This window comes from Cupriavidus sp. SZY C1 (assembly GCF_032190535.1).
Classification (GTDB): domain Bacteria; phylum Pseudomonadota; class Gammaproteobacteria; order Burkholderiales; family Burkholderiaceae; genus Cupriavidus; species Cupriavidus pauculus_C.
In genome coordinates, this window is sequence record NZ_JAUANU010000002.1 from 51,462 (window position 1) to 71,584 (window position 20,123).

The following is a 20,123-nucleotide window of genomic DNA, read 5'->3' on the forward strand; positions in this document are numbered from 1 at the left end:
AGATTGAAACGGCCGTTGCATCGAAAGATTGCCCAAAGCGATCTAACGGCCGCTCAATCTGACGCCATCTGCGTCGTTATTGGGAGAGCCCTCCGCCGGACGCGAGCCTGCGCCCGACCCGGAGGTCGCTTTGTTTCTGGAGTCCCCAAGATGCGTCGCAATACCCTGCGTGCCGGTGCACGCGCCCGATTCCCCGCCGGATTGACCGGTATGGCGGCGCTGGCCGCGCTTGCCCTGGCCGGCTGCGGCGGAGGCGGTGGCGACGATGCCGGCGGCAGCGCCGCGACCAGCCAGGCGTCTGCCGCCCCGGCGCCCACGTCGCCCACGGCGGCCGAGCCGCTGCTGGTCAACGGCCTGTCCCAGGCGTGTGCCGGCTGCGGCGCGGCCACATCGAGCAGCTATGCGGGCACCGACGTCGGCGTCTGGGGATACCCCAACGGCAGCGGCGCGGCCGTCGACGTCCAGTACGCGATCTCGGGCGTGGCCGGCAAGTCGGTCTGGCTCCAGCTCTACAACACGGCCGCCGCCGCGGTGGCGATGCCCAGCGGGCTGTCGTCGCGCGTGGCCGCCGAGATGATCTCGCCACAGGGGCTGACCGAGACGTCGGACGAAGAGGCCATGCACCGTGCCATCGGCGAATTCAACCGCAGTGGCTGGGCCGATGCCGCCCGCCCGGCTGGCGAGCCGATGCGCAGCACGCTGGCGGCGCCGGCACCGCTGGCGGCGTCGCTGGGCACCACGGCGATGGGCGAGGGCGCCACGCGCAACTGGTACCACATCGACGGCACCCAGCGCCCGGCCACGCTGCGCAAGCAGCTCGCCGCCAGCGACGGCACCCGGGTCAACCTGTGGGTCGAGACCGCCGAGGCGGCCAATGTGAGCGATGCCATGGTGGCCGAACTGGGCGGCGCGTTCGCGGGTGGCGGCATGGTCTACGACCGGCTGGTGGGCCTGGGCGGCAAGCTCTGGGGCGCCAACGCGTTCACCACGTCGATGCTGCCGGCCGGCATGCCGGTCGATATCGTCGTGCTGAACTTCAACCGCGACGGCAAGCCGTACGGCACCGTGGGCTATTTCTGGGGCGTGCACAACTTCCTGAAAAGCAAGGAAGCGAACAGCAACGAGGCCATCTCGCTGTACCTGGACAGCGAGACGATGGCGGCCGGCGCCGACGGCATGCGGTCGGTCAAGACCACCATGGCGCACGAAGGCACGCACATGCAGAACTTCTACCGCCGGCAGGTCAGCATGGGCGCCACCTACGCCTACGACACGTGGCTGGAGGAAATGACGGCCATGCAGATGGAAGACTTCGTCAGCGCCGCCATCAGCACCAGCTACAACCCCATCCGCGACGTCCGCCTGGCCGACTACTACCGCTACAGCGACTACAACTGCGACGTGACGGTCTTCACCGGCTTCGGCGCCACCTGCGAGAGCTACGCGGTGTCGGGCAGCCTGGGCGGTTTCCTGAACCGCCAGCTTGGCGTGGGGTTCTTCCGCGACCTGCTGGCCCGGCCCACGGCCAACTCGCGCCAGGTGCTGGACGAGGCGATTCGCGCGTCCCGGCCCGAGTGGGGCTTCGACCAGGCGATGGTCAACTGGCGCGCCACCACCAACAGCAACATGCCGCTGGGCCGCACGCCGGGCAGCTACGGCTATCCCGCATGGACCGACGGCACGCTCACGCTGCCCGCGATCGACCCGTCGGCGGCGGGCTACCTGGCGCTGCGCCGGCTGCCGGCCACCGCGCCGTCGATGTTGCAGGGCAACGCCAGCTACATCGCGCCGCGCAGCCCGAACACCAGCGGCGTGTACACCGACAAGGTGCGCGTGCCGGCCGGCGTGTCGCTGTCGGTGGTGGTCTACTGAGTCGTCGGAAAGGGGCGCCAGTCAGCGGCGGCCGCTAGAGCCGCACGGCCGGGAACGCTTCGGCAAAGCTCTGGACCGTGCCGGTCAGCGCGCCGTCGTAGCCGGGCAGGGCGTTGACACGCTCGCGGAAGCTGCCGCTCTTCATGGCGGCCACGGCCCCGACCAGCGCGGGGCTGTCCAGCGCCTCGGTCTCCAGGGCGAAGAAATAGCGCTCCTTGAGCACCGGCACGAACTCCAGGTTGAAGCGCCGGGCGGCCGTTTCCACGCCGAACCCCACGTCGGCCATGCCGCTGCCGATGTAGGCGGCCACGGCGGCATGGGTGAATTCCCCGTTGCTGAAGCCCTCGATGGCGTTGCTGTCGATGCCGCGCCGCGCCAGCATCAGGTCCAGCAGCAGCCGCGTGCCCGAGCCGGGCTGGCGGTTGACAAAGCGCACGTCGGCGCGCGTCAGGTCTTCCAGCGAATGAATCTGCAGCGGATTGCCGGGGCGCACGAACAGCCCCTGCTGGCGCGTGGCCAGGTGGATCAGGCAATGCTTGCCGGGGTGCAGCCAGCGCGTGAAGCCGCGCAGCGTCTCTTCCTCGAACTCGCCCATCGGCACGTGGAAGCCGGCGATGTCGCAGGCGCCCTCGGACAGCGCGGCGGCCGCCTCCAGGCTGCCGCAGTACTTCAGGTCGTGGCGGACCTTCTGCTCGTCAAGGAAATCCCTGAGTGCGGCCACGGCAAATCCGTGGCTGGCGTGGATGCGCACGGCCGGGTCGCTGGCCGCCATCAGCTTCTTGAGTTCGATCTCCAGCTCGGACGCCAAGCTGTCCAGCGTAGGCGTCAGCCGCGCCGCAATGCGCTTGCTGGCCCACACGAGCTGCTGGGCCAGCGGGGTCAGCGTGGACCCACGGCCGCGCGTCTTGGCGATCAGCGCCCCGCCGAACAGGGTTTCGGCGTCACGCAGGATGCCCCAGGCGTAGCGATATGACAACGCCATGGCCTCGGCCGATTGCGCGATGTTTCCGGTCGATTCGATCAGGCCCAGCAGGGCCACCAGACGGGACACATCCAGCGCTGGCGCGGGTGCCGGGGCGGTATCGTCGCGGATCTGCAGGTGGGGAAGGATCGAGATGCGTAGCATATGCGGAAAATAGCATATTGAACGGGGCAAAACACGGTCATATAGTGGCACAAAGAGGCCGAAGCGCCCGTTGTGATGTGCCCGAATATGAATAAGAAAGCCGATATCGGGATCGACAGAACAGAATGGAGACAGCATGCCAGACACCGCCATCCCCACGGCGCCAGCCGGCAGTGGCACCCCCGTACCCGCATCCGAGATTGCGCGCATCGTCGCGGCCCGGCGTGACATGCCTGGCGCGCTGCTGCCGATCCTGCACGACATCCAGGACAGCCAGGGCTTCATCCCGGCCGACGCGGTGCCGGTCATTGCCAAGGCACTGAACCTGTCGCGCGCCGAGGTGCATGGCGTGATCACGTTCTACCACCATTTCCGCCAGCAGCCGGCCGGCCGCCACGTGGTACAGGTCTGCCGCGCGGAGGCCTGCCAGTCGGTGGGCGCCGATGCGCTGGCCGAGCACGCCTGCCGCAAGCTGGGCTGCGATTTCCATGAGACCACGGCCGACGGCCAGTTCACGCTGGAGCCGGTCTACTGCCTGGGCCAGTGCGCCACCGGCCCGTCGATGATGATCGGCGAGCGGCTGCACGGCCGCGTGGATGCCCGGCGCTTCGACCGGCTCGTGGACGCCATCCGCGAAGACGAGGAGGTCCGCGCATGACCACCACCGTCTTTGTCCCCCGCGACTCCACCGCGCTGGCGCTGGGCGCCGACGAGGTGGCCCAGGCCATCGCCGCCGAGGCCGCCCGGCGCGGCGCCGACGTGCGCATCGTGCGCAACGGCTCGCGCGGCATGTTCTGGCTGGAGCCGCTGGTCGAGGTGCAGACCCCAGCCGGCCGCGTGGCCTACGGCCCGGTTGCCGAGGACGATGTTGGCGCGCTGTTCGACGCCGGCTTCCTGGCGGGCGGCGCCCACGCGCTGGCGCACGGCCCGACCGACGAGATCCCGTTCCTGAAGCACCAGGAGCGCCTGACGTTTGCCCGCGTCGGCATCACCGACCCGCTGTCGCTGGACGACTACATCGCCCACGAGGGCTACGCCGGCCTGACGCGCGCGCTGTCGATGACGCCCGAGCAGATCGTGCAGGAGGTGCTGGACTCCGGCCTGCGTGGCCGGGGTGGCGCGGCGTTCCCCACCGGCATCAAGTGGAAGACGGTGCTGGCCGCGCAGTCGCCGGTCAAGTACATCGTCTGCAACGCCGACGAGGGCGACTCGGGCACGTTCTCGGACCGCATGGTCATGGAGGACGACCCGTTCATGCTGATCGAAGGCATGACCATCGCCGGCCTGGCCGTCGGCGCCGAGTCCGGCTACATCTACACCCGTTCCGAATACCCGCACGCGATTGCCGCCACCGAGGCCGCCATCGCCATCGCCACGCAGGCGGGCTGGCTGGGCGACAACATCCGCGGCAGCGGCCGGCGCTTCACGCTCGAAGTGCGCAAGGGCGCCGGCGCCTACGTGTGCGGCGAGGAAACCGCGCTGCTCGAAAGCCTGGAAGGCAAGCGCGGCGTGGTGCGCGCCAAGCCGCCGCTGCCGGCGCTCAAGGGCCTGTTCGGCCAGCCGACGGTCATCAACAACGTGATCTCGCTGGCCACGGTGCCGGTGATCCTGTCGCGCGGCGCGCAGCATTACCGCGACTTCGGCATGGGCCGCTCGCGCGGCACGCTGCCGTTCCAGCTGGCCGGCAACATCCGGCAGGGCGGGCTGGTGGAGAAGGCATTCGGCGTGACGCTGCGCGAGCTGATGTTCGACTTCGGCGGCGGCACGCGCAGCGGCCGGGCCATCCGCGCCGTGCAGGTGGGCGGCCCGCTGGGCGCGTACCTGCCGGAATCGCGCTTCGACACGCCGCTGGACTACGAGGCCTACGCCGCGTTCGGCGCGGTGGTGGGGCACGGCGGCATCGTGGTGTTCGACGAGACGGTGGACATGGCCAGGATGGCCCGGTACGCGATGGAGTTCTGCGCGATCGAGTCATGCGGCAAGTGCACGCCGTGCCGGATCGGCTCCACGCGCGGCGTGGAGGTGATCGACCGCATCCTGGCGGGCGACCAGCCGGTGAAGCACGTGGCGCTGGTGCGCGACCTGTGCGACACCATGCTGGCCGGGTCGCTGTGCGCGATGGGCGGCATGACGCCGTACCCGGTGCTGTCCGCGCTCGACGAATTCCCGGAGGACTTTGGCCTGGCGCCAAAGCCCGCCCGGGCCGCCTGACCGCCGGCCGCCGCCTCACGGCCACCCAACCAGAATGACGCGCCTCTCAGGGGCGCGCATCCCTACAAAGCAGTGCATTACGGGAGACGTCCCTTGAACGCTCGCGACGATTTCGACTACGGTACCCCGGCCATCGACAACGACCTCCAGGTCACGCTGGAAATCGATGGGGTTGCCGTCACCGTGCCAGCCGGCACCTCCGTCATGCGCGCCGCCGCCGAAGCCGGCATCGGCGTGCCCAAGCTCTGCGCCACCGACTCGCTCGAACCGTTCGGCTCCTGCCGGCTGTGCCTGGTCGAGATCGAGGGCCGGCGCGGCTATCCGGCATCGTGCACCACGCCCGTGGAAGCGGGCATGAAGGTGCGCACGCAGAGCGGCAAGCTCGGCGACCTGCGCCGCGGCGTGATGGAGCTGTACATCTCGGACCACCCGCTGGACTGCCTGACCTGCCCGACCAACGGCAACTGCGAGCTGCAGGACATGGCCGGCGTGGTCGGCCTGCGCGAGGTGCGCTATGCCGACGGCGCCGGCGGGGCCGCGCCGATTGCCACGCACACCCAGATGAAGAAGGACGAGTCGAACCCGTACTTCACGTACGACCCGTCCAAGTGCATCGTCTGCAACCGCTGCGTGCGCGCCTGCGAGGAAACGCAGGGCACGTTCGCGCTGACGATCAGCGGCCGCGGCTTCGACTCGCGCGTGGCGGCCGGCACCAGCCAGCCGTTCATGGAGTCTGACTGCGTGTCGTGCGGCGCCTGCGTGCAGGCGTGCCCGACCGCCACGCTGACCGAAACGTCGGTCATCCAGCTTGGCCAGCCGTCCCACAGCGTGGTCACCACGTGCGCGTACTGCGGCGTGGGCTGCTCGTTCAAGGCCGAGATGAAGGGCAACGAGGTGGTCCGCATGGTGCCGTACAAGGACGGCGCCGCCAACGAGGGCCACGCCTGCGTGAAGGGCCGCTTTGCCTGGGGCTATGCCACGCACAAGGACCGCATCCTGAAGCCGATGATCCGCGCCAGGATCACCGACCCGTGGCGCGAGGTGTCGTGGGAGGAAGCCATCGGCTACGCGGCGTCGCAGTTCCGCCGCATCCAGGCCGAGCACGGCCGCGATTCCATCGGCGGCATCGTGTCGTCGCGTTGCACGAACGAGGAAGGCTACCTGGTCCAGAAGCTGGTGCGCGCCGCGTTCGGCAACAACAACGTCGACACCTGCGCGCGGGTTTGCCACTCGCCCACGGGCTACGGCCTGAAGACCACGCTTGGCGAATCGGCCGGCACGCAGACGTTCCGCTCGGTGGCCAAGGCCGACGTGATCATGGTCATCGGCGCCAACCCGACCGACGGCCACCCCGTGTTTGCCTCGCGCATGAAGCGCCGCCTGCGCGCGGGGGCCAAGCTAATCGTCATCGACCCGCGCCAGATCGACCTGGTCGATTCGCCGCACATCCGCGCCGACTACCACCTGCAGCTGCGCCCGGGCACCAACGTGGCCGTGGTCACGTCGCTGGCGCACGTGATTGTCACCGAGGGCCTGCTGGCCGAGCAATTCATCGCCGAACGCTGCGAGGACCGCGCGTTCCAGCAATGGCGCGATTTCGTGGCGCTGCCGGAGAACTCGCCCGAGGCGCTGGAAGCGTCCACCGGCGTGCCGGCCGACCTGCTGCGCGGCGCGGCCCGGCTCTACGCCACGGGCGGCAACGCGGCCATCTACTACGGCCTGGGCGTGACCGAGCATGCGCAGGGGTCCACCACGGTGATGGGCATCGCCAACCTGGCCATGGCCACCGGCAACGTCGGCCGCGAAGGCGTGGGCGTGAACCCGCTGCGCGGCCAGAACAACGTGCAGGGGTCGTGCGATATCGGCTCGTTCCCGCACGAGCTGCCGGGCTACCGCCATGTGTCCGATTCGACGGTGCGCAGCAGCTTCGAGTCGGCCTGGGGCGTGGAGATCAACCCGGAGCCGGGCCTGCGCATCCCGAACATGTTCGAGGCAGCGCTGACGGGCTCGTTCAAGGGCCTGTACTGCCAGGGCGAGGACATCGTCCAGTCCGACCCGAATACCCAGCACGTGTCCGAGGCGTTGTCGTCGATGGAATGCATCGTCGTGCAGGACATCTTCCTGAACGAGACGGCCAAGTACGCGCACGTGTTCCTGCCGGGCTCGTCGTTCCTGGAAAAGGACGGCACGTTCACCAACGCGGAGCGCCGCATCTCGCGCGTGCGCAAGGTCATGCCGCCGCAGGCCGGCTACGCCGACTGGGAGGCGACGATCCTGCTGTCGAACGCGCTGGGCTACCCGATGCACTACACGCATCCGTCCGAGATCATGGACGAGATTGCGCGGCTGACGCCGACGTTCTCGGGCGTGAGCTACCAGAAGCTCGACGAACTGGGCAGCATCCAGTGGCCGTGCAACGCCGAGGCGCCGCACGGCACCCCGACCATGCACGTCGACGGCTTCGTGCGCGGCAAGGGCAAGTTCATCATCACCAAGTACGTGCCGACCGACGAGAAGGTGACCAGGAAGTACCCGCTGCTGCTGACCACGGGGCGCATCCTGTCGCAGTACAACGTGGGCGCGCAGACGCGGCGCACGCACAACGTGCACTGGCACGACGAGGACCGGCTGGAGCTGCATCCGCACGATGCCGAGGAGCGCGGCATCAAGGACGGCGACTGGGTGGGCGTGCAGAGCCGCGCGGGCGAGACCGTGCTGCGCGCCATCGTCAGCCAGCGCATGCAGCCGGGCGTGGTGTACACCACGTTCCACTTCCCCGAGTCTGGCGCCAACGTGATCACCACCGACAACTCGGACTGGGCCACCAACTGCCCCGAGTACAAGGTGACCGCGGTGCAGGTGATGCCGGTGGCGCAGCCGTCCACGTGGCAGCGCAACTACCAGGCGTTCAACGAGGAACAGCTTGCGCACCTGCGGGCGGCAGGCGAGACGGCGCAGGCCGGCTGACGCGGGGCGGGCGATGAAACGCGACGTGCCATCCCCCGACAGCGCCGCCGGCACCGACGCGGTGCCGGCGCAGCGCACGTTCGCGGTGCGGCGCTGGCGCCACGGCGTGATGACGCCGGAGGTGGACCACCTGGCCGAGGAAGTGCCCGTGGCGCTGGAGTACAACGGCATCTCGCACGCGGTGATGCTGGCCACGCCGGCCGACCTGGAGGACTTTGCCATCGGCTTCAGCCTGAGCGAGGGCATCGTCGGCAAGGCCGCTGACATCTACGGCATCGACGTGGAAGCGGGCGAGCAGGGCATCACGGTCAAGGTGGAGATTGCCACCGGGGCCTTTGTCGAGCTGAAGGGGCGCCGCCGCGCGCTGGCCGGGCGCACCGGCTGCGGGCTCTGCGGCACCGAATCGCTCGACGAGGTGATGCGGATGCCGCAGCCCGTGCGCAGCGCGGCCACGTTCGATCCGCGCGTGTTCGAGCATGCGTTTGCCGCGCTGCACAAGCGCCAGGCGCTGCTGCGCGATACCGGCGCCACGCACGCCGCGGCCTGGATGCGCGCCGATGGCGAGCTGGCGCTGGTGCGCGAGGACGTGGGCCGCCACAACGCGCTGGACAAGCTGGCCGGGGCGCTGGCGCGCGGCGGGCAGGAAGACATCGCCCAGGGCGCGGTCATCGTCACCAGCCGGGCCAGCTACGAGATGGTGCAGAAGACCGCCGCCATCGGGGCCGGCGTGCTGGCGGCGGTGTCGGGTCCCACGGCCATGGCGGTGCGGCTGGCCGAGACGGCCGGGCTGACGCTGGCCGGCTTTGTGCGCGGCGGCACCATGGTGGTCTACGCCCACCCCCAACGAATCCAATCCGAGTAAAGCGAGAAGGGTCAGCGATGCATATCGAGAACCTGGTCAAGATGGCCAACCAGATCGGCAGCTTCTTCGAGGCGATGCCGGACCGCGAGGAAGCGCTGGCGGATATCGCCGGGCACGTGAAGAAGTTCTGGGAGCCGCGCATGAAACGGGCGTTCCTGGCGCACGTGGACGCCGGCGGCGAGGGCGTGGACCCGATCGTGCTGGAAGCGGTGGCGCACCACCGCGACCGCTTCGAGGTCACGCTGGCCGCCACCGCCGCCTGAGCTACTTCTTGAGCCGGTAGAGCAGCTGCAGGATCGCCAGCCCGAACACGGTGGCGATCACGGCCGTCATCTCGCGGCCCATGCCGCAGGCCACGCCGATGGCGGCCACGGTCCAGATGCTGGCCGCCGTGGTCAGGCCGCGGATGTCTTCCTCGCTGGCGTTGTGCTTGATGATGGCCCCGGCGCCCAGGAAGCCGATGCCGGACATCAGGCCCTGCAGCACGCGGCTCATGTCGTTCAGCGGCATGCCGGCCTGCAGCGGCACCAGCACGAACAGCGCCGACCCCATCGCCACCATCATGTGCGTGCGCAGTCCCGCGGGCTTGCCGGCCGCCTCGCGCTCGTAGCCGATCAGGCCGCCCAGCAGCACGGCCAGCGTCAGGCGCAGCAGGATGCGCGTCAGTTCCTTGACGTCGGGCACGTCGGCAAATTCCGAACGCAGCGTGCTGTAGATTTCTCCCCAGACTCCTTCCATGGCAGTGTCCTCTTGTCAGTTTTCTGGTCGTCGGAGGCTAGCACGGCAGGGCGGGGCGGCGCCATCGGGCGTCCGCTGACAGCGGGCACTCAGCGCAGCCGCAGCGGCTCCAGCAGCGCGGCGTCGTACTGGGCGCGCGTGATGCGGCCCAGTTCCATCATCCGCAGCAGGATGTAGGTCTGGCGCTGGCGCGCGCGGCGTGGGTTGACCACGGGATTGTTGGCCGACGGCGCCTTGGGCAGCCCGGCCAGCATCGCGCATTCGGCCAGCGTCAGCTGGTCCACCGGCTTGCCGAAATAGGTCTGCGCGGCCTCGCCAAAGCCGTAGGCGCCCTGGCCCAGGTAGATCTTGTTCAGGTAGAGCTCCAGGATCTCGTCCTTGCTCAGCGCGCGCTCGATCCGGTAGGCCAGCAGGATCTCGTAGAGCTTGCGCGTGTAGGTCTTCTGGCGCGACAGGAAGAAGTTGCGGGCCACCTGCATCGTGATCGTCGACGCGCCCTGCGACAGCTCGTCGGACAGGTTGGCGATGCCGGCGCGCATCACGCCCACGTAGTCCACGCCATCGTGCAGGTAGAAGCGGTCGTCCTCGATGGTGACCACCGCCTCGGGCAGCGTGTGGGGAAAATCGGCCAGCCGCACGTAGCCGGCGCTGTGCCGGAACGCCATCAGCGCGTCCAGCGAGGGTAGCTGCCGGTTGGCCATCAACACGGCAAACGCAACCAGCAAAGCGCCACCCACCACGGCGAGCAGCACGAACTTGACGAAGGCGGACCAGAGACGTTGCATGGCGCGTATTGTGCCATTGGTCCACGAGGGTCTGAGGTCTTGCTCCCCTCTCCCACTTGTGGGAGAGGGGAGTCGGACGGCGCGGCGAGAACCGTTATGGCTCCGGCACCCCCACCCCCAACTCCAGCGCCAGCCCCTCCAGATTCCGCCAGATATTCGGATTGATCTCCAGGTACCCATCCGCGGCCGCGCGGCAGGCGGCTTCGTATTCGCCCGGGTACTGCACCTGCGCGTGGCCTGGCGCCGTGGGGGTGTCGTGCAGGTACTGGATGAACGCTTCCACCTCGCCGCGTTCCCAGTTCAGGCCCAGGTCGAACTCGGGGTTGAGCAGCACGGCGAACAGGTTGTTCGTGGCCACGCCGCCGCGCGGGTTTTCGGGCTGGATGGTGCCGCCGCCGGACAGCACGCCGGCCAGCAGCTCGGCCACCACGCCCAGCGCGTAGCCCTTGTGCTGGCCGAACGGCAGCAGGGCCCCCGGCCGCTCGCCGAACATCGCCGATGCGTCGGTGGTGGGGTTGCCATCCGCGTCGATGATGCTGTGCTCGGGCGCCGGCTCGCCTTTCTCGGCCAGCACGCGGGCCTTGTTGATGGCGATGGCGCTGGTGGCAATGTCCACCACCATCGGCGGCCGCCCGTTGGGCATCGGTCCGGCAAAGCAGAGCGGGTTGGTGGTCAGCCGCGCCACGCGGCCGCCGTACGGTGCCACCACTGGCGGCCGGTTGATGACGTTGGTAAAGCTCAGCAGCACCAGGCCGGCCGCGGCGACCATCTCGCCGTAGTGGCCCATGCGGCCCAGGTGGTGCGACTTGCGCAGCGTGACGATGCAGTGGCCGTGCTCGCGCACGCGGTCGATGGCCTGCTGCATCACGGTCTTGCCCACGTGCTGGCCAAAGCCGCCGTGGCCGTCGAAGACCATCAGCGTGCCGCGATCCAGCACGCATTCGGCGCGGCCGGCCGGGTTGACGCTCTGGCCGTCGATGGCCCGCCGGTAGTTCGGCAGGATCGAGATGCCGTGGCTCGTGTAGCCGCTGCGGTCGGCTTCGACAAGGTGCTCGGCGACATCGTCAGCGATGTCGATCGGCACATTCTGCGCTGTCAGAATATTGCGCGCAAAGGCGCGCGCGGCCTCCAGGGACAGTTTCATGATGGGGACGCTTGGTTGTCAGTAAGTGATTGGCGTGTTGGCAATCCGGGGGCGCGGGCGCGGGGTGTCAGACCCAGCCCAGCCAGCGCCAGTACGTGCTGGCGAACAGCAGCATCAGCAGGTAGCCGATGATCGTGACCGGGATGCCGACACGGGCGAACTGCTTGCCGTTGAAGGTATCGGTACCCAGGCACACCATGTTCTGCGGCGCGTTGATCGGCAGGATGAAGCCGAAGCTGACCGTAAAGCCGAGCAGCATCGTCATGCCCACGCGGTTGATGTCGCCCGGCAGCTGCTGCAGCACCGAGATCAGAATCGGCAGCAGGGCCGCCGTCAGCGCCGTGGCGCTGGCAAAGCCCAGGTGGATCAGGATCAGGAACCCGGCCAGCACGGCAAAGATCATCAGCGTGCCGTGCTCGGCCAGGCCCGAATGCTCGACCACGAACCGGCCCAGCCACTGGCCGGCTTGCGTGGTCAGCAGCGCGCTGCCCAGGCTGATACCCACGCCGAACACGATCAGCGTGCCCCACGGTGTGCGCTGCTGCATCGTCTTCCAGTCCATCACGCCGATGCGCGGCATCATCAGGATCACCAGCCCCACGAACGTGATGGTGGCGGTATCGAACGCATGCAGCTTGCCCTCGGTGGCCCAGAACAGCAGCAGGCCGATGGCCACGGCGGCCAGGCGCTTCTGCGGACCCGTCATCGGCCCCAGCGCGGCCAGCTCGCGCTGCACGGCTTCCTTGCCGCCGGCGATGGCGTCGGTCTCGGGCGGCAGCAGCCAGCGCACCAGGAAGTACAGCACGGCCGACATGACGATGGCCCACGGGGCGCCGGCCACCAGCCATTGCAGCCACGTCACCCGCTCGCCCAGCAGCTTGTCCATGAATCCGGCCGTCAGCAGGTTCTGCGCGGCGGCTGTCTGTATGCCGACGTTCCAGACGCTGGTGGCCTGGGCCACCATGATCATGATGCCGGCGGCAATGTTCGACTTCTTGTCGACGCCGAACGCCGCGATCACGCCCATCATGATCGGCACGGTACAGGCGCTGCGCGCGGTGGCGCTGGGCACCACGAGGCTCAGCAGGATGGTCACGGCGATGGTGCCCAGCAGGATGCGCCGGGTGCTGGTGCCGATGGCCGACAGCGTGACCAGCGCGATGCGCCGGTCCAGCCCGGTCACGGTCATCGCGGCCGAGATGAACAGCGCGGCGGCCACCAGCGCCAGCGCGGTGTTCGAGAACCCGGCCAGCGCCATGCCCAGGGCCCGCGACGTGCCGTAGAGGGTGTTGGGATCGTTGACCATCGGCGCAAAGCCGATCAGCCCCGCCATCAGCGACGTGATCATGATGGCGCTGGTTTCGTACGTGACGGCCTCGGTAATCCAGACCACCACGGCGAACGCCAGGATGGCCAGCATGCGCTGGCCCGCCACGGGCAGGTCGGGCGGCATGGGCAAGGCCACCAGCAGGAGCAGTACGGCGACGGCGAGGTAGAGGCCCCAGTGGATGCGCAACTTGGGGGCGGCAGGCGTGGCAGCCGTGGCGGTGGGACCGCCAGGGCCGGCAGGAGAGACTTGCGGATCAGGCATGGTGAATCCTTGGTAAGGAGCAGCCTGTCGAACCCGTCGGGACGCGCAGGTCGCGGCGTTCGACATGGACTCATTATGTGAAGCAGGGCGGGCGTCGCCAAGCCGACTCGGCCTTTGAAATTGCGGCAGATCAAATCGCTGTGAAGTCAGAAACAGTCAAGCGAAATGGCCCGTTGCAGCACCCGCAACGGTTCCCGGGGTATCGTTGCCAGCGGGATGTCCCCCAGTGCGTCGATCTGAAATAATTGACGCCGATGCTGAACATTTTCGAAAGCGTGCCGCATGGCGCGCCAGGACCGATATGCAGAACCCTTCCGAAACGCTGATCGCGGCCGCGCTGCGGCCTTGCCTGGACCTGGAGTCGATCAGCAACGCGCGCGACCTTGGCGGCCTGACCGGCCATGCGGGCCGGCGCGTGGTCCAGAACCGCCTGTACCGCAGCGCCAACCCGGCGCTGGCCTGCGCGGCCGATATTGACAAGCTGCACGCGTTGCGGCTCGACATCGTGGTCGACTTCCGCTCGCCGGGCGAGAAGTCGCCGGCCGAGGCCACGTTCGGCGAGCGCTTCCAGTGGCTCGCGGTACCCGTGCTGGACGGCACCATGGCGATGGACGTGCTGATGCCGCGCCTGCGCGCCAGCAACGCGGCGCAGATGCACGGCTTCATGCTCGACGTCTACCGCGACTTTCCGGTGCGCTACCGCGATGCGTTCGGCACGTTCCTGCGCCACGCCGAGGCCGGCAAGACGCTCTTCTACCACTGCACCGCCGGCAAGGACCGCACCGGCTTTGCGTCGCTGCTGCTGCTGAGCGCGCTGGGCGTGGCCCAGGACGACATCGTCGCCAACTACCTGGAATCGAACCACTGGAACCAGCGCTTCAACGAGAAGCTGCTGGCCGGCGCCAGCCAGCTCGGGGTCTCGCCCGACGCGATGCTGCCGCTGCTGGAAGTGCGCCCCGAGTACATCGAGGCGTCGATGGATGCGATCAGGCAGACCTACGGCAGCGTCGAGCGGTTCCTGGCCGACGACCTGCGCGTCGACGTGGACCGCCTGCGCGGCCACTACCTGGTGTCATAGCCCGCCGGTCTCGCGCAGGATGCGGGCCGTCGACAGCGCGATCATGCCTTCCTCGTCGGTCGGCAGCACCAGCACCGGCACGCGGCTGGTGTCGTGGCTGATGCGCTGGCAGTTGTCGCCATTGGCCGCGGGGTCGAGCGCGATGCCGAACAGTTCGGCCAGGTGCGCGCAGATGCGGGCGCGCACGTCCGGCGCGTTGGCGCCGATGCCGGCCGTGAAGACCAGCGCGTCCAGCCCGCCCAGCGTGACCGCCAGCTTGCCGACTTCCTGCGCGGCGCGCCACGCGTAGAAGTCCACCGCCAGCCTGGCGCGCGGCGTGTCGCTGGCCAGCAGGGCACGCATGTCGCTGCTGATGCCGGAGATGCCCTTCAGGCCCGATTGCCCGTACAGCATGGCCTGGATCGCGTCGGGCGCCATGCCCTGCGCGGCCAGGTACAGCACCGCGCCGGGATCGATCGACCCGCAGCGCGTGCCCATCGGCATGCCGTCCAGCGCGGTCAGTCCCATCGTCGAATCCACGCTCCGGCCGCCGCGCATGGCGCACAGGCTGGCGCCATTGCCCAGGTGCGCCACGACCACGCGGCCGTCGGCCAGGTCCGGCGCCACCTGCCGCAGCCGCCGCGCGATATAGGCGTACGACAGCCCGTGAAAGCCATAGCGCCGCACGCCCTGCTCGTAGTAGGCGTACGGCAGCGCCATGAGCTGCGTCAGCGGATCGCGCCCGGCGTGGAACGCGGTGTCGAAGCAGGCCACCTGCAGCAGGTCGGGCACGGCGCCACGGATGGCGCGGATCGCGGTCAGGTTGTGCGGCTGGTGCAGCGGCGCCAGCGGCACCAGCGCCTCCAGCCGGGCGATCACGTCGTCGTCGATGCGCACGGCATCGGCAAACTCGCTGCCGCCATGCACCACGCGATGGCCGATGGCCACCGGCGGCGTGTCGCGCAGCGCCACGCTCAGCGTCAGCCGGATCAGCCGGAACGCGGCGTCGTGGTCCGCCACCTGCTCCACGGGAAATTTCTGATCGGTCACTTCGCGGCCGTCGGCCATGCGCGCCACCAGGCGCGGCGCCACGCCGATGCCTTCGATCTGGCCGTGCGCGGCCAGCGTGGGCTGGATGTCGACGTTGTCGTGCGCGGCCTCGGGCACCGCGTAGATCGACACCTTGACGCTGGACGAACCGGCGTTGACGACGAGGATGACGGGATGGGGTGTGCTCACGCGGATCGCTCCTCAGGCGGGCACCGCAACCTGGGCGGTGCGGCGCGAATGGGCCAGCAGCACCGCGATGGCGCAACTGCCGATGCGCGCGCGCACGCTGTCGGCGCGGCTGGTCAGGATGATCGGCACGCGGGCGCCCAGCACGATGCCGGCCGCCTCGGCGCCGGCCAGGAAGGTCAACTGCTTGGCCAGCATGTTGCCGGCTTCCAGGTCGGGTACCAGCAGGATGTCCGGGTCGCCGGCCACCTCGGAGCGGATGCCCTTGGTCTCGGCCGCGGCCTTGCTGATGGCGTTGTCGAACGCAAGCGGGCCGTCCAGCAGCCCGCCCTCGATCTGGCCGCGCTCGCTCATCTTGCACAGCGCCGCGGCCTCGATGGTCGACGGGATCTTGTCGGTCACGGTTTCCACGGCCGACAGGATGGCCACCTTGGGCCGCTCCACGCCCAGCACGCGCACGAGGTCGATCGCGTTGCGCACGATGTCGGCCTTCTCGATCAGCGTGGGAAAGATGTTGACCGCCGCGTCGGTGATGAACAGCGGCTTGTGGTAGTTCGGCACGTCCATGGCAAAGACGTGCGACAGGCGCCGCCCGGTGCGCAGGCCGCTGGCGCTGCGCGCCACGGCGTGCAGGATCTCGTCGCTGTGCAGGCTGCCTTTCATCAGCAGCTCGGCGCGGCCGGTGCGCACGGCCTCGACCGCACTTTCGGCGGACGCGTGGCTGTGCGGCGCGTCGATGATCTCCACGTTGTCCAGCGCCAGCCCCTGCTCCTGGGCCACGGCGCGGATGCGGGCGGCCGGCCCGCACAGGATCGGCACGATCAGCCCCAGCCGGGCCGCTTCGAGCGCCCCGTCCAGCGACGACGCGTCGCAGGGGTGGGCCACGGCGGTGGGAATGGGCGGCAGGCCCTCGCAGCGGGCGAGCAGCCTGGCGTACTTGTCGTCGGACGGCGGGGTCGGCATGGGCGTACGGGCTCCGGCTGGGCAGCAGCCGCAACAGCGAAGGCGGATGCTGCGTTGCGCAAACGTCTCGACGCAGTATAGGCGACGCACCCGTGCCATTGGAATGTCTTGCGCCTGTCATATACGGCGCCGTCAGCGGGATTGGCCTTTGGTAACGGTTGTCATGCCGGGCCGAGGCTGGTAGATTTTTGCTGTTGCATCGCAGCAAGCGACGCCCGCACCACGCCCGCATCGGCCCCCGCTGCACGCCATCGGACTCCGCCTATCCCCAAGGAGAAACGGAAATGAATGCACGCCAACCTGTGACGGGCCGCGCGCCCGGACAGGGCGCCTCCGCCTCGCCCTCATCGCCCTCAACGCCTGACTCGCCCGCATCGCCCTCCGCGCCGTCCCCGGCATATCCCCCGCTCCCGCTGCACCCGTTGGCCCAGGCCGCCTGGGAATACGGGATCGACGCGTGGCAGCGATCCATCCTGTTCCTCGACGTCCTGCGCCAGCGCGGCAACGAGACGGCGACGCACGAGAAAGGCGGCATGCCGCCCGTGCTGGTGTTCGACTACGAGGTGCTGATCGACGGGCGCGACCTGCCCCGGCCGGTGAACTACGCGCTGCTGCGCATCGTGCCGCCCGCCGCGCATCCCACCGACATGACCAAGCGCGCGTTCGTGGTGATGGACCCGCGCGCCGGCCACGGCCCCGGCATCGGCGGCTTCAAGGCCGACAGCGAGATCGGCAACGCCATCCGCACCGGCCATCCGTGCTACTTCATCACGTTCTACCGCGACCCGTGCCCGGGCCAGACCATCGAGGACGTGGCGCGCACCGAGGCCCGCTTCCTGCGCGCCGTTGCCGAGCGGCACCCCGACGCGCCGGGCCGCCCGTTCGTGATCGGCAACTGCCAGGCCGGCTGGGCGCTGCTGATGCTGGCCGCCGCCGCGCCCGACGTGACCGGCCCCATCCTGCTGGCCGGCGCGCCCGTGGCCTACTGGTCGGGCGTGCGCGGCAAGAACCCGATGCGCTATGCCGGCGGGCTGCTGGGCGGCACGTGGCTGTCGTCGCTGGCGGCGGACCTGGGCAACGGGCGCTTCGACGGCGCGTGGCTGGTGCAGAACTTCGAGAAGCTGAACCCTTCGAACACGCTCTGGGAAAAGCTCTACAACGTCTACGCCAAGGTGGATACCGAAGGGCCGCGCTTCCTGGAGTTCGAGCGCTGGTGGGGCGGGCACTTCCTGATGAACCGCGCCGAGATCGACTGGATCGTGCAGAACCTGTTCGTCGGCAACCACCTGACGGCCGGCGACGTGCGCAGCAATGACGGCCAGTCCGTGGTCGACCTGCGCAACCTGCGCTCGCCGGTGATCGTGTTTGCGTCCTGGGGCGACAACATCACGCCGCCGCAGCAGGCGCTGAACTGGATTCCGGACCTGTACGCGAGCGTCGACGAGATTGTCGCCAACGACCAGACCATCGTCTATTGCCTGCATCCGTCGATCGGGCACCTGGGCATCTTCGTGTCGGGCAGCGTGGCCAACAAGGAGCACTCGGAACTGTTCTGCGCGCTGGACCTGATCGACGTGCTGCCGCCGGGCCTGTACGAGGCCCGCATCGAGGACTTCGCGCCCGACGCGCCGCACAGCGAGCTGATCGAAGGCCGCTACCTGGTGCGCTTCGAGCGGCGGACCATCGACGACATCCTGGCGCTGGACGACGGCCGGGCCGACGAGCAGCCGTTCGAGGTGGTGCGGCGCGTGGCCGAGATCAACCAGCACGTGTACGACACGTTCGCGTCGCCCGTGGTGCGCGCGATGGCGAACGAGCCCACGGCCGAGGCGATCCGCGCGATGCACCCGTCGCGGCTGGAGCGCTCGCTGTTCGCCGACGGCAACCCGTGGATGCAATGGGTCGCCATGATGGCCCCGGCCGTGCGCGACGCGCGCCAGCCGGTGTCGCCGGACAACCCGTTCCTGGCGATGCAGCAGGCCATGTCCGACCAGATCGTGCGCTCGCTGGACCAGTACCGCGACGCGCGCGACGCCTGGCAGGAGCGCATGTTCGAATCGATCTACGCCGCGCCGTGGCTGCCGGCCATGCTGGGCATGACGACCACGCCAAAGCGGCCCGAGTCGCCGGCCGTGACCGCGCTGCGCAAGGAGGTGGCCGAACTGCGCCGCCGCGAGGCCGAGCGCGAGATCGGCACGGGCACCGCGCTCGACGCCTTCCTGCGCGTGCTGTCGTACGTGACGCAGGGCCGCTCGGCCATCGAGGAGCGGCCGTTCAACCTGCTGCGCAAGCTCGCACGCGAGAACCCGCCCGAGAAGCGCATCACGCTGGCCCAGTTCAAGGACGCCGTGCGACGGCAGAGCTATATCGTCAGCCTGGACCCCGAGGCCGCCATCGCGGCGCTGCCGGCCCTGGTGCCCGACATGCGCGAACGCCGCCGCATCATGGTGCTGGCCCACCGCGTCCTGACCGTCGGCGGCCCGCTGGACGCCGATTGGCTGGCCCGCTACCGCGAAGTCGCCGAAGCCTTCGGCACCGACCACGGCAACGGCAAGGCAACCCAGGAAGCACAAGCGGAATAGTCGACGGGGGCCTTGCCTTCCGCGTCCGGTTGTCTCCCCTCTCCCGCAAACGGGAGAGGGGAGCAAAGATGGCGGTGTGTTCGGCTGTTGCCGCAGCCGGATGCGCTAACCCTCACCCCAGCCCCTGTCCCGCAAGCCAGACAGGAAAGCAAAACCCACCCCAACCCGGAGCCCCCACCATGGTCCACGTTCCCACTCCGCCGCTGTCCGGGCAACGCGTGCTGATCGTCGGCGTTGCCAACGAGGATTCGATTGCCTGGGGTTGTGCGCGGGCGTTCCGCGAACTCGGGGCCGAGATTGCGCTGACGTACCTGAACGACAAGGCGTACCCGCACGTCGCGCCGCTGGCCGAGCGGGTGGATGCGCCGATCCTGATGCCGCTGAACGTGGAGGACGACGCGCAGATGGACGCCCTGTTCGACCACATCGCCAGAACGTGGGGCCGGCTCGACGCGGTCGTGCATTCGGTGGCGTTCGCGCCCAAGGCGGATTTGCAGGGCGGGCTGCTGAACTCATCGGCGGCCGGCTTTGCGCGGGCCATGGACGTGTCGTGCCACTCGTTCATCCGCATGGCACGCCGGGCCGTGCCGCTGATGGACAAAGGCGGCACGCTGTTCGCGATGAGCTACGACGGCGCCAACCGCGTGGTGCCGAACTACGACCTGATGGGGCCCGTGAAGGCCGCGCTGGAGGCCACCTGCCGCTACCTGGCCTACGAACTGGGCCCGCGCGGCATCCGCGTGCATGCGATCTCGCCGGGGCCGCTGAAGACGCGCGCGGCGTCCGGGCTCAAGGATTTCGACGTGCTGCTGGCCGAAGCCGCCGGCCGCGCGCCGCTGGGCGAGCTGGTCGACATCATGGACGTGGGCTTTGCCACCGCCTACCTGGCCACGCCTTATGCGCGCCGCGTGTCGGGCAATACGGTGTACGTGGACGGCGGCGTGCACATCATGGCGTGAAACGTGCGATAGCCGCATCGTTGGGCGCCG

General features: G+C 69.2%; 15 protein-coding genes and 1 pseudogene. 9 read left to right on the forward strand and 7 right to left on the reverse strand.

The window, feature by feature from the left end:
- Positions 1–150 precede the first annotated feature (150 nt).
- Positions 151–1,872 (forward strand): M30 family zinc metallopeptidase, encoded by a 1,722-nt coding sequence (locus QTN24_RS04395; protein WP_313835427.1) that lies wholly within the window; start codon positions 151–153, stop codon positions 1,870–1,872.
- 34 nt (positions 1,873–1,906) lie between these two features.
- On the opposite strand, the gene QTN24_RS04400 is transcribed toward QTN24_RS04395, so the two are convergent.
- On the reverse strand, positions 1,907–2,998 hold the full coding sequence (locus QTN24_RS04400) for a substrate-binding domain-containing protein (protein ID WP_313835428.1): 1,092 nt from the start codon (positions 2,996–2,998) through the stop codon (positions 1,907–1,909).
- A gap of 136 nt (positions 2,999–3,134) precedes the next feature.
- On the opposite strand from QTN24_RS04400, the gene QTN24_RS04405 reads away from it, so the two are divergent.
- The 5 genes from QTN24_RS04405 to QTN24_RS04425 all read left to right on the forward strand — a co-directional run bounded on the left by QTN24_RS04405 (position 3,135) and on the right by QTN24_RS04425 (position 9,301).
- Positions 3,135–3,656, forward strand: coding sequence for a formate dehydrogenase subunit gamma (locus QTN24_RS04405; RefSeq protein WP_124682302.1), 522 nt, complete (start codon positions 3,135–3,137; stop codon positions 3,654–3,656).
- Positions 3,653–5,209, forward strand: a complete 1,557-nt coding sequence (locus QTN24_RS04410; protein WP_313835429.1) for a formate dehydrogenase beta subunit — start codon at positions 3,653–3,655, stop codon at positions 5,207–5,209. The genes QTN24_RS04405 and QTN24_RS04410 overlap by 4 nt, the downstream gene beginning before the upstream one ends.
- Positions 5,210–5,302: 93 nt before the next feature.
- On the forward strand, positions 5,303–8,176 hold the full coding sequence (gene fdhF / locus QTN24_RS04415; protein ID WP_313835430.1) for a formate dehydrogenase subunit alpha: 2,874 nt from the start codon (positions 5,303–5,305) through the stop codon (positions 8,174–8,176).
- Positions 8,177–8,189: 13 nt separating this feature from the next.
- A complete protein-coding gene (fdhD, locus tag QTN24_RS04420; RefSeq protein ID WP_313835431.1) occupies positions 8,190–9,038 on the forward strand; it encodes a formate dehydrogenase accessory sulfurtransferase FdhD in 849 nt (282 codons plus the stop codon).
- A gap of 17 nt (positions 9,039–9,055) precedes the next feature.
- Complete coding sequence (locus QTN24_RS04425; RefSeq protein ID WP_124682298.1) at positions 9,056–9,301, forward strand: formate dehydrogenase subunit delta; 246 nt, start codon at positions 9,056–9,058, stop codon at positions 9,299–9,301.
- A 1-nt stretch (position 9,302) separates the two neighbouring features.
- Here QTN24_RS04425 and QTN24_RS04430 read toward each other — a convergent pair whose 3' ends face one another.
- The 4 genes and pseudogenes from QTN24_RS04430 to QTN24_RS04445 form a co-directional block, all read right to left on the reverse strand.
- The gene (locus tag QTN24_RS04430; protein ID WP_124682297.1) at positions 9,303–9,776 is read right to left on the reverse strand and encodes an MgtC/SapB family protein; all 474 of its coding nucleotides are present in this window, start codon (positions 9,774–9,776) and stop codon (positions 9,303–9,305) included.
- A gap of 92 nt (positions 9,777–9,868) precedes the next feature.
- Positions 9,869–10,561 (reverse strand): annotated as a pseudogene (locus tag QTN24_RS04435) (transglycosylase domain-containing protein); the annotation flags it as partial.
- A gap of 94 nt (positions 10,562–10,655) precedes the next feature.
- Positions 10,656–11,705: an Ldh family oxidoreductase gene (locus QTN24_RS04440; protein WP_313835433.1), complete on the reverse strand. Its 1,050-nt coding sequence runs from the start codon at positions 11,703–11,705 to the stop codon at positions 10,656–10,658.
- A 67-nt stretch (positions 11,706–11,772) separates the two neighbouring features.
- Entirely contained in the window at positions 11,773–13,296 is a 1,524-nt protein-coding gene (locus QTN24_RS04445; protein ID WP_124682294.1) for a DASS family sodium-coupled anion symporter, read from the reverse strand.
- A 301-nt stretch (positions 13,297–13,597) separates the two neighbouring features.
- Between QTN24_RS04445 and QTN24_RS04450 the strand changes: the two genes are divergently transcribed.
- Positions 13,598–14,374: a tyrosine-protein phosphatase gene (locus QTN24_RS04450; RefSeq protein ID WP_313835434.1), complete on the forward strand. Its 777-nt coding sequence runs from the start codon at positions 13,598–13,600 to the stop codon at positions 14,372–14,374.
- On the opposite strand, the gene QTN24_RS04455 is transcribed toward QTN24_RS04450, so the two are convergent.
- Both QTN24_RS04455 and QTN24_RS04460 read right to left on the reverse strand, forming a co-directional pair.
- Positions 14,369–15,592, reverse strand: a complete 1,224-nt coding sequence (locus QTN24_RS04455; RefSeq protein ID WP_313835435.1) for an acetate/propionate family kinase — start codon at positions 15,590–15,592, stop codon at positions 14,369–14,371. The two genes, QTN24_RS04450 and QTN24_RS04455, sit on opposite strands and share 6 nt — an antisense overlap.
- Before the next feature lie 12 nt (positions 15,593–15,604).
- Entirely contained in the window at positions 15,605–16,552 is a 948-nt protein-coding gene (locus QTN24_RS04460) for a bifunctional enoyl-CoA hydratase/phosphate acetyltransferase (protein WP_124682291.1), read from the reverse strand.
- A 284-nt stretch (positions 16,553–16,836) separates the two neighbouring features.
- Here QTN24_RS04460 and QTN24_RS04465 point away from each other — a divergent pair, with 284 nt between their 5' ends.
- The gene (locus tag QTN24_RS04465) at positions 16,837–19,134 is read left to right on the forward strand and encodes a DUF3141 domain-containing protein (protein WP_124682290.1); all 2,298 of its coding nucleotides are present in this window, start codon (positions 16,837–16,839) and stop codon (positions 19,132–19,134) included.
- Between the two features lie 179 nt (positions 19,135–19,313).
- Positions 19,314–20,093 (forward strand): enoyl-ACP reductase FabI, encoded by a 780-nt coding sequence (gene fabI / locus QTN24_RS04470; protein WP_313835436.1) that lies wholly within the window; start codon positions 19,314–19,316, stop codon positions 20,091–20,093.
- The last annotated feature ends 30 nt before the right edge of the window (positions 20,094–20,123 follow it).

Excerpts from the sequence above, each read along its gene's own strand:
- QTN24_RS04395 (WP_313835427.1), top strand. The coding sequence starts at position 151 with ATGCGTCGCAATACCCTGCGTGCCGGTGCACGCGCCCGATTCCCCGCC.
- QTN24_RS04400 (WP_313835428.1), bottom strand. The coding sequence starts at position 2,998 with ATGCTACGCATCTCGATCCTTCCCCACCTGCAGATCCGCGACGATACC.
- QTN24_RS04405 (WP_124682302.1), top strand. The coding sequence starts at position 3,135 with ATGCCAGACACCGCCATCCCCACGGCGCCAGCCGGCAGTGGCACCCCC.
- QTN24_RS04410 (WP_313835429.1), top strand. The coding sequence starts at position 3,653 with ATGACCACCACCGTCTTTGTCCCCCGCGACTCCACCGCGCTGGCGCTG.
- fdhD (WP_313835431.1), top strand. The coding sequence starts at position 8,190 with ATGAAACGCGACGTGCCATCCCCCGACAGCGCCGCCGGCACCGACGCG.
- QTN24_RS04425 (WP_124682298.1), top strand. The coding sequence starts at position 9,056 with ATGCATATCGAGAACCTGGTCAAGATGGCCAACCAGATCGGCAGCTTC.
- QTN24_RS04430 (WP_124682297.1), bottom strand. The coding sequence starts at position 9,776 with ATGGAAGGAGTCTGGGGAGAAATCTACAGCACGCTGCGTTCGGAATTT.
- QTN24_RS04440 (WP_313835433.1), bottom strand. The coding sequence starts at position 11,705 with ATGAAACTGTCCCTGGAGGCCGCGCGCGCCTTTGCGCGCAATATTCTG.
- QTN24_RS04445 (WP_124682294.1), bottom strand. The coding sequence starts at position 13,296 with ATGCCTGATCCGCAAGTCTCTCCTGCCGGCCCTGGCGGTCCCACCGCC.
- QTN24_RS04450 (WP_313835434.1), top strand. The coding sequence starts at position 13,598 with ATGCAGAACCCTTCCGAAACGCTGATCGCGGCCGCGCTGCGGCCTTGC.
- QTN24_RS04460 (WP_124682291.1), bottom strand. The coding sequence starts at position 16,552 with ATGCCGACCCCGCCGTCCGACGACAAGTACGCCAGGCTGCTCGCCCGC.
- QTN24_RS04465 (WP_124682290.1), top strand. The coding sequence starts at position 16,837 with ATGAATGCACGCCAACCTGTGACGGGCCGCGCGCCCGGACAGGGCGCC.
- fabI (WP_313835436.1), top strand. The coding sequence starts at position 19,314 with ATGGTCCACGTTCCCACTCCGCCGCTGTCCGGGCAACGCGTGCTGATC.